At 73.8% G+C, this 6,799-nt stretch carries 9 protein-coding genes; 6 read left to right on the forward strand and 3 right to left on the reverse strand.

What is annotated here, in order from left to right:
• The 4 genes from AC5FZL_RS14430 to AC5FZL_RS14445 form a co-directional block, all read left to right on the forward strand.
• On the forward strand, positions 1–579 hold a 579-nt coding region (locus AC5FZL_RS14430; RefSeq protein WP_493619586.1), incomplete at its 5' end, for a S1C family serine protease.
• A gap of 9 nt (positions 580–588) precedes the next feature.
• Positions 589–1,530, forward strand: coding sequence for an ABC transporter ATP-binding protein (locus AC5FZL_RS14435; RefSeq protein ID WP_493619587.1), 942 nt, complete (start codon positions 589–591; stop codon positions 1,528–1,530).
• Entirely contained in the window at positions 1,531–2,301 is a 771-nt protein-coding gene (locus AC5FZL_RS14440; RefSeq protein ID WP_493619588.1) for an ABC transporter permease, read from the forward strand.
• A gap of 1 nt (position 2,302) precedes the next feature.
• The gene (locus AC5FZL_RS14445; RefSeq protein ID WP_493619589.1) at positions 2,303–3,139 is read left to right on the forward strand and encodes an ABC transporter permease; all 837 of its coding nucleotides are present in this window, start codon (positions 2,303–2,305) and stop codon (positions 3,137–3,139) included.
• 30 nt (positions 3,140–3,169) lie between these two features.
• Here AC5FZL_RS14445 and AC5FZL_RS14450 read toward each other — a convergent pair whose 3' ends face one another.
• Complete coding sequence (locus AC5FZL_RS14450) at positions 3,170–3,301, reverse strand: hypothetical protein (protein WP_493619590.1); 132 nt, start codon at positions 3,299–3,301, stop codon at positions 3,170–3,172.
• A 249-nt stretch (positions 3,302–3,550) separates the two neighbouring features.
• On the opposite strand from AC5FZL_RS14450, the gene recA reads away from it, so the two are divergent.
• Entirely contained in the window at positions 3,551–4,597 is a 1,047-nt protein-coding gene (recA, locus tag AC5FZL_RS14455; RefSeq protein ID WP_493619591.1) for a recombinase RecA, read from the forward strand.
• Complete coding sequence (locus AC5FZL_RS14460) at positions 4,597–5,196, forward strand: regulatory protein RecX (protein WP_493619592.1); 600 nt, start codon at positions 4,597–4,599, stop codon at positions 5,194–5,196. The genes recA and AC5FZL_RS14460 overlap by 1 nt, the downstream gene beginning before the upstream one ends.
• A 2-nt stretch (positions 5,197–5,198) precedes the next feature.
• Here the strand turns inward: AC5FZL_RS14460 and AC5FZL_RS14465 are convergent, their stop codons facing one another.
• Both AC5FZL_RS14465 and AC5FZL_RS14470 read right to left on the reverse strand, forming a co-directional pair.
• A complete protein-coding gene (locus tag AC5FZL_RS14465; protein ID WP_493619593.1) occupies positions 5,199–6,083 on the reverse strand; it encodes an amino acid ABC transporter permease in 885 nt (294 codons plus the stop codon).
• Positions 6,080–6,730: an amino acid ABC transporter permease gene (locus AC5FZL_RS14470; RefSeq protein ID WP_493619594.1), complete on the reverse strand. Its 651-nt coding sequence runs from the start codon at positions 6,728–6,730 to the stop codon at positions 6,080–6,082. Before AC5FZL_RS14470 ends, AC5FZL_RS14465 begins: the two co-directional genes overlap by 4 nt.
• Positions 6,731–6,799: the final 69 nt, after the last annotated feature.

Consider the following 6,799-nt stretch of genomic DNA (forward strand, 5'->3'; position numbering starts at 1 on the left):
GTGGCAGGCTTCGCCGCGGTCGAGCGCGCGGCGGTGCGGGTGCGCAACGTCCAGTGCGGCTCGGGCATCGCCACCGGCTCGGGCTTCGCGGTCGACGCGCACACCGTGATCACGAACCAGCACGTCGTCGACGGGGCCGAGACGATCCAGGTCAGCACCTACGACGGCCAGGAGCTCGCCGTGCGCACCGCGGGGATCAGCCGCGTCGCCGACCTCGCCGTGGTGCGCACGGTCAAGGAGCTGCCCGCCCACGTGCCGCTGGCCGGCGCCGACCCGGCGGTCGGCGACGCGGTGAGCGTCATCGGCTTCCCCTCCGGCGGGCCGATGACCACCTCCACCGGGGCCGTCCTGGCGCTGACCGACGACCCGCTGGAGACCATGGACACCCCGGTGCTGGCCACCGACGCCCCGGTCGAGCACGGCAGCTCCGGCAGCGCCGTGCTGGACGCGCAGGGGCAGGTGGTCGGCGTCGTCTACGCCGGGGCCACGCAGGCCCAGCAGTCCTTCGCCGTGCCGGTCAGCGTGCTGGCGGCGCTCCTCGCCGACGAGGCGGTCGAGGACGAGCCCGCCTGCGGCTAGCCTGCGCCGGTGCTCTCCGGTGGCCGCGACGACGTGCTGATCGAGGCCCGCGGGCTGACGAAGACCTTCGGGGCCTTCACGGCCGTCGCCGGGATCGACGTCGCCGTCCAGCGCGGGGAGTCCTTCGGCTTCCTCGGCCCCAACGGGGCGGGCAAGTCCTCGACGATGCGGATGATCGGGTGCGTCTCCCCGCCCAGCGGCGGCTCGCTGCGCATCCTCGGCATGGACCCGGTGACCGACGGGCCGGCGATCCGGGCCCGCCTGGGCGTCGTGCCGCAGAAGGACACCCTCGACGAGGAGCTGACCGTCGAGGAGAACATCCTCGTCTACGGCCGCTACTTCGGGCTGCCGCGCGAGGAGGTGCGGCGGCGGGCGGCCGAGCTGCTCGACTTCGCCCAGCTCACCGAGCGCGCCGGTGACCGGGTCGAGCCGCTGTCGGGCGGCATGAAGCGCCGGCTGACCATCGCGCGCTCGCTCGTCAACCGCCCGGAGATCCTCCTGCTGGACGAGCCGACGACCGGGCTGGACCCGCAGGCGCGGCACGTGCTGTGGGACCGGCTGTTCCGGCTCAAGCGCGAGGGCACCACCCTGGTGCTGACCACCCACTACATGGACGAGGCCGAGCAGCTCTGCGACCGCCTCGTCGTCATGGACGGCGGCCGGATCGTCGCCGAGGGCTCCCCGCGCTCGCTCATCGAGCAGCACTCCTCCCGCGAGGTGCTCGAGCTGCGCTTCGACACCGACGACCACGGGTCCTGCGCCGGGAAGGTCGCCGGGGTGGGCGACCGGGTCGAGGTGCTCCCGGACCGCCTCCTCGTGTACGCCGCGGACGGCGACGCGGCCGCGGCGTCCGTGCTCGCGACCGGGCTGCGCCCCCTGTCGACCCTCGTGCGCCGCTCGAGCCTGGAGGACGTCTTCCTGGCCCTGACCGGCCGCCAGCTGGTGGACTGAGTGGGCCGGGCGTGGCGGGTCACCGCCTACTGGCTCACGACCTACCGCGCGACGTGGCGGGCCAGCGTCTTCAGCGACTTCCTCTCCCCGCTGCTCTTCCTCGCCGGGATGGGGTTCGGGCTCGGCTCGCTCGTGGACGCCGAGGGCGCGGGCGGCCTCGGCGGGGTCTCCTACGCCGCTTTCGTCGCGCCCGGCGTCCTGGCCGCGTCGGCGATGCAGACGGCGGTGGGGGAGACCACCTTCTCGGTGATGGGGGCGATCAAGTGGAACCGCCAGTACCACGCGATGCTCGCCGCGCCGCTGTCGGTGGGCGACGTCGTCCGCGGCCACCTGGCCTTCGTGCTCCTGCGGGTGGTCACGACGAGCGCGATCTTCATCGCCGTGGCGGCGGCGCTCGGCGCGCTGCGCTCGCCGATGGCGCTGCTGGCCCTGCCGGTCGCCGTCCTCGTCGGCATGGCGTTCGCCGGCCCGGTCTTCGCGGTCGCGGCGCGCAGCGAGACCGATCAGCCCTTCAACCTGCTCTTCCGGTTCGTCGTGACGCCGCTGTTCCTCTTCTCCGGCACGTTCTTCCCGATCAGCCAGCTGCCCGAGGCGCTGCAGTGGGTGGCCCGGGCCACGCCGCTGTGGCACGGGGTGGCCGCGTGCCGGTCGCTGGCGCTCGGCACCGCGCAGCTGCTGCCGGTGCTGGGGCACGTCGCCTACCTGCTGGCCTTCGCCGCGGTCGGCGCGGCGCTGGCCCACCGCTCGCTGCGCGCCCGGGTGGTGGTCTGAGGTGAGCGCCCCCACCGCCCCCACCGCACCCACCGGCGCCTCGCGGCTGGCCCGGGCGCTGCCGCTGCCGGCCGGGGCGGGCATGGCGCGGATGCTCGTCGAGCGGAACCTGCGCGCGCTGCGGCACGGCTGGATCACCGTGGTCAGCGGCTTCTTCGAGCCGGTGTTCTACCTGTTCTCCCTCGGCGTGGGCATCGGCGCGCTGCTGGGGCGGGTCGACCTCGGCGACGGGCGCAGCGTGGCGTACGCGGTGTTCGTCGCCCCGGCCCTGCTGGCCTCCTCGGCGATGAACGGGGCGGTCTACGACTCCACGTTCAACATCTTCTTCAAGCTCAAGTACGCCAAGCTCTACGACTCGGTGCTGGCCACCCCGCTCGGGCCCCGCGACGTCGCGGTGGCCGAGATCAGCTGGGCCCTGCTGCGCGGCCAGGTCTACGCCGCGGCGTTCCTGCTCGTGGCCCTGGCCGCGGGGCTGGTGCAGTCGTGGTGGGCGCTGCTGGCGCTGCCCGCGGCCGGGCTCGTCGGGTTCGCCTTCGCGGCGGTGGGCATGGCCGCGACGACCTACATGCGCGGCTGGACCGACTTCGACTACGTGCAGCTGGCCGTCCTGCCGCTGTTCCTCTTCTCGGCCACCTTCTACCCGCTGGCGACCTACCCGGAGGCGGTGCAGTGGCTGGTGCGCGCCAGCCCGCTCTACCACGGGGTGGCGCTGTGCCGGGACCTGCTGCTGGGCTCGGTGGGCGCGGGCCTGCTCGGCCACGTGGCCTACCTGCTGGTCATGGGGGCGCTGGGCTTCGTGGTCGCGGCCCGGCGCCTGGAGCGGCTGCTGCTGTCCTGACCGCTCCAGGCGACGGGGGCGGTCAGCGGCTCACCCGGCGTCGAAGCGGTCCGGGTCCTCGCTGCCGCCGTCGGGCGCCCGGTCGGGGTCGACCGTGGGGTGGTTGGGGTCGCCCGTCGCGGGCGCGTCCTCGTCCGGGGTCTGGCTCGGGGTCTCGCTCATGGGACGAGGACACCACGGCGGGGGCCGTCCGGCATCCCCACGAGCACCCCGCGGGCACCACCCCGGATCGTCCGAGATCGAACACCTGTACGCCGCGAGGGACTATGCTGGGCGTCGGTCGGGGCGAGCAGCTCTCGTCGTCCACAGGCGCAGCGATCCCGCCCCAGACTGTCGGTGGTGGCGCCTAGCGTCCTTCCCGACGACACCGACGCACCCGGGCTCCGGGTGCCGCGACCCGAGGTGAGAAGAATGGCCGCTCCCGCAGACCGCTCGAAGTCCCTGGACATCGCGCTCGCACAGATCGACAAGCAGTTCGGCAAGGGCTCGGTGATGCGCCTGGGCGACGAGGTCCGCGCGCCCATCGAGGTCATCCCGACCGGCTCCATCGCGCTCGACGTCGCGCTCGGCATCGGCGGGCTGCCCCGCGGCCGCGTGATCGAGGTGTACGGCCCCGAGAGCTCGGGCAAGACGACCGTGGCGCTGCACGCGGTGGCCAACGCCCAGCGCGCCGGCGGCATCGCGGCGTTCATCGACGCCGAGCACGCGCTCGACCCGTCCTACGCCGAGAAGCTCGGCGTCGACACCGACGCCCTGCTGGTCTCCCAGCCCGACACCGGTGAGCAGGCGCTCGAGATCGCCGACATGCTCATCCGCTCCGGCGCCCTCGACATCATCGTCATCGACTCCGTGGCGGCCCTGGTGCCGCGGGCGGAGATCGAGGGCGAGATGGGCGACAGCCACGTGGGTCTGCAGGCCCGGCTCATGTCCCAGGCGCTGCGCAAGATCACCGGTGCGCTGAGCAACTCCGGCACCACGGCGATCTTCATCAACCAGCTGCGCGAGAAGATCGGCGTGATGTTCGGCTCGCCGGAGACGACGACCGGCGGCAAGGCGCTGAAGTTCTACGCCTCCGTGCGCCTCGACGTCCGGCGGATCGAGACCCTCAAGGACGGCAGCGAGCCGGTCGGCAACCGCACCCGGGTCAAGGTCGTCAAGAACAAGGTCTCCCCGCCGTTCAAGCAGGCCGAGTTCGACATCCTCTACGGCATCGGGATCTCCCGCGAGGGTGGCCTCATCGACATGGGCGTGGAGCACGGCTTCGTGCGCAAGTCCGGTGCCTGGTACACGTACGACGGCGACCAGCTGGGCCAGGGCAAGGAGAACGCGCGGGCCTTCCTGCGCGACAACCCCGACCTGTCCGACGAGCTGGAGAAGAAGATCAAGGAGAAGCTCGGCGTCGGCCCGCGGGTCGACGCCCCGGCTGAGGTCCCGGCCGGGGCTCCCGTCGACTTCTGATGGCCGGCCGCCGCCGCTCCGGCGGCTCCCGTGCCGGGTCCCGCCCGGCCCCGGAGCCGCCGGAGCGCGAGGGCCCGGTGCGCGACGCCGACCCCGTCGCGCTCGCCCGCACCATCGCGCTGCGCCAGCTCACCGCGGCGCCGCGCAGCCGGGCGGAGCTGGCGCAGGCGATGGCCCGGCGCGACGTGCCGGAGGAGGCCGCCGAGGCGGTGCTCGACCGCTTCACCGAGCTCAAGCTCGTCGACGATGCCGCGTACGCCGAGATGCTCGTGCGCTCGCGCCACACCACCCGGGGCCTCGCGCGCCGCGGCCTGGCCCACGAGCTGCGCGCCAAGGGCATCGAGGACGCCACCGCCGCCGCGGCCCTCGACCAGCTCGACCCCGAGCAGGAGCTGGCCACGGCCCGGGCGCTGGTGGCCCGCAAGCTCGCCGGCACCGCGCGGCTGGAGCCGGAGGTCCGCCTGCGCCGTCTGGCCGGGATGCTGGCCCGCAAGGGCTACCCGCAGGGGCTCGCCCTGCGCGTGGTCAAGGACGCGCTGGCCGCCGAGGGCGCCGCGCTGCCCGAGGGCCAGGACGGCGACGGTCCGCTGGACGACTGAGGTCAGGCGCCGGTGACGGCGTCGCCGGCCGGGGTGGCGTCCGGGGTCGCCGCGGTGGTCCTGCGGCTCGAGCGCCGCTCGACGACGTGCGCCAGCCGGTCGAGCACCAGGCAGATCGCGATGTAGATGAGCGCCACGACGACGTACATCTGCAGCGGGTTGTCGAGCACGGTGCGCATCTGGTTGGCCTCGCGCATGAGGTCGTTCACGCCGTTGAGGACGAACAGCGCCAGCGCCGTGTCCTTGAGGATCACCACGAGCTGGCTGATGAGGGCCGGCAGCATCGCCCGCAGGGCCTGGGGCAGCTGGACGAGGCGCATGGTCTGCCCGCGGGTGAGGCCGACGGCCAGGCCGGCCTCGACCTGCCCGCGGGGCAGGGAGACCACGCCGGCCCGGACGATCTCGCTGATGATGACGCTGTTGTAGGCGGTGAGGCCGATGACGAGGTACCAGAAGTCCTCGAGGTCGGCCCCGAGCTCGGGCAGCAGCGCGCTGACGTAGTAGATCGTCACGATCACCGGCAGGCCGCGCAGCAGCTCGACCACCCCGACCAGGGGCAGCCGGCCGTAGCGGCCCAGGCCGAGCCGCGTCGTCGTCAGCAGCACGCCGATCACCAGCGAGGCGACCATCGCCGCGGCCGCGGCGCGCAGGGTGACCCACAGGCCCGAGCCGATGCGCTCCCACACGAGCGGGAACTCCTCGGTGCTGGGGTCGACGAGCGGCGCCCACAGCTCGGCGTCGAACTGGCCGCGCTCGGCGAAGCGGAGGAGCACCGCGACCACGGCGGCGAGGAGCAGGAGCAGGACGACGACGGTGGCGATCGCCGTGCGCCGGCGCGTGCGCGGGCCGGGGGCGTCGAAGAGCACCGAGGTGCCCGGGGCGCTCACCGGGCCACCGCCAGCCGGCGCTCGGCGACGGCGAGCCCCGCGGCCGCCGTCAGCGTCATGAGCAGGTAGCCGATCGCCATCCCGGTCAGCACCGGCAGCAGGGGGTAGCCCTGGGCGGAGGTCAGCCGCTTGGTCACCGCGAAGAGGTCGCCGCCCACGCCGAACCCGCCCACGACGGCGGAGTTCTTGATCATGGCGATCTGCACGTTGCCCAGCGGGGGCACCACCGAGCGCACCGCCTGGGGCAGGACCACGAGGGTCAGGGTCTGGCGGAAGCCCAGCCCGATCGCGCGCGCGGCCTCGGCCTGGCCGGGGGAGACGGCGTTGATGCCGGCGCGCTCGGCCTCGCAGACGAACGCGGCCGTGTAGACGACGAGCCCGGCGACGCCGAAGAGGTAGTAGCTCGCGTTGACGCCCAGGGTCGGGATGCCGAAGGCGAAGAAGGAGAGCACCACCGCGAGCGGGGTGTTGCGCACCACGGTCACGTAGGCGGAGCCGAAGGCGCGCAGCACCGGCACCGGGCAGACCCGGCAGACGGCGATGACCGTGCCCAGCACGAGCGAGCCGACCGCGCCCCACAGGGCGATGCCGAGCGAGCGCAGGAAGCCGCCCCAGAACAGGTCGAGGTTGTCCAGCACGGGGTCCACGCGTCACCTCCCAGGAGGGTCGTCAGGTCGCAGCAGGGTGGTGCGGGTCAGGAGCGCAGGGGCGCAGGA

It is taken from the genome of Quadrisphaera sp. DVD1, assembly GCF_058932755.1.